Origin of the sequence: Pseudomonas asuensis, assembly GCF_014646755.1 — a bacterium.
Lineage (GTDB): Bacteria > Pseudomonadota > Gammaproteobacteria > Pseudomonadales > Pseudomonadaceae > Chryseomonas > Chryseomonas asuensis.
In genome coordinates this window covers 1-1,363 of the sequence record NZ_BMNW01000059.1, presented here as the reverse complement: position 1 = coordinate 1,363, position 1,363 = coordinate 1, and the positions used below count along the sequence as shown (strand labels likewise).

Sequence of the window (1,363 nt, the reverse complement as noted above, 5' to 3'; positions counted from 1 at the left end):
ACTCACGTTGAGAGGACCTCAAGGGAGTCATTGTAGTGGTCTACTAAATCCGGACACTCATTTAAGGCGAGAATACTTGCCATAGAGAGGTGTCTGATGACCAAGCAACGCCGTACGTTCACACCCGAGTTCAAGCGAGAGGCCGCCAGCCTGGTGCTCGATCAGGGCTACAGCCATGTTGAAGCGGCCCGTTCACTTGGGTTGATTGAATCGGCCCTGCGTCGATGGGTAAACCAGCTCCAAGAGGAGCGAAACGGCATTACCCCAACCAGTAAAGCGCTGACCCCTGAGCAGCAAAAAATCCAGGAACTGGAAGCCCGGATCAATCGGCTGGAGCGGGAGAAGTCGATCCTAAAAAAGGTCACCGCGCTCTTGATGGCCGAGGAGCACGAGCGTTCGCGTTGATTGATCAATTTCGTGCTGAAGAGCCTGTTGATCTGTTGTGCTCGGTATTTGAAGTCCCCCGTTCCTGCTATTACGCGCACTGTCGTAAGCGCCGATCTCCGGACGTTGAACGACTGGTTTTGCGCAGTCGAGTAAACGAGCTATTCACTCAAAGTCGCAGCGCAGCGGGCAGTCGAAGCATCATGCTCTCTATGAGAGAAGACGGCATCGAGATCGGACGATTCAAGGTGCGCAAGTTGATGGCTGAGATGAACCTGATCAGCAAGCAACCCGGTTCGCATGCCTACAAGAAGGCCACGGTGGAGCGGCCAGAGATTTCGAATGTATTGGATCGAGCGTTCAACGTATCGACGCCGAACGAGGTCTGGTGCGGCGACATCACCTATGTATGGGCCCAAGGCCAATGGCATTACCTAGCTGCGGTGATGGATCTTTTCGCTCGCCGTGTAGTGGGCTGGTTTTTTTCGTCAAAGCCTGATGCCGATCTGGTGATCAAGGCTTTGGACATGGCCTATGAGCTAAGTGGGCGGCCACAGGATGTGCTGTTTCATTCGGATCAGGGCAGCCAATACGGCAGCCGGAGCTTCCGTCAGCGGCTCTGGCGTTATCGCTTCAAGCAGAGCATGAGCCGGCGCGGAAACTGCCATGACAATGCTCCGATGGAGCGGCTGTTTCGCAGCCTGAAGACAGAGTGGGTACCGACCACGGGGTATATGAGTGCTTCACTTGCCCAACAGGATATCGGTCGGTTCCTAATGCAGCGGTACAACTGGCAACGGCCGCATCAGTTCAACGCAGGCTTACCACCAGCGCTGGCCGAGGAAAAACTCAATTCTGTGTCCGGAAATTGTTGACCACTACATCTCGCTCGGCGGCAGGCTGTGCGGCCAAGTCGTTCATGGCATAACCGTAATAGCCTGCGGCCTTTAGCGTCTGGCCGTGAGTTAAGACAAAAGTT

Annotated in this window: 1 protein-coding gene; it reads left to right on the top strand. The window is 54.9% G+C overall.

The features are described from left to right. Positions 1-96 precede the first annotated feature (96 nt). Positions 97-1,259 (top strand): IS3 family transposase gene (locus IEX86_RS24625; protein ID WP_188868775.1). Its coding sequence is split into 2 segments (ribosomal slippage): positions 97-352 and positions 352-1,259, totalling 1,164 coding nucleotides; the frame shifts between segments, so codons are not numbered across the junction. Positions 1,260-1,363: the final 104 nt, after the last annotated feature.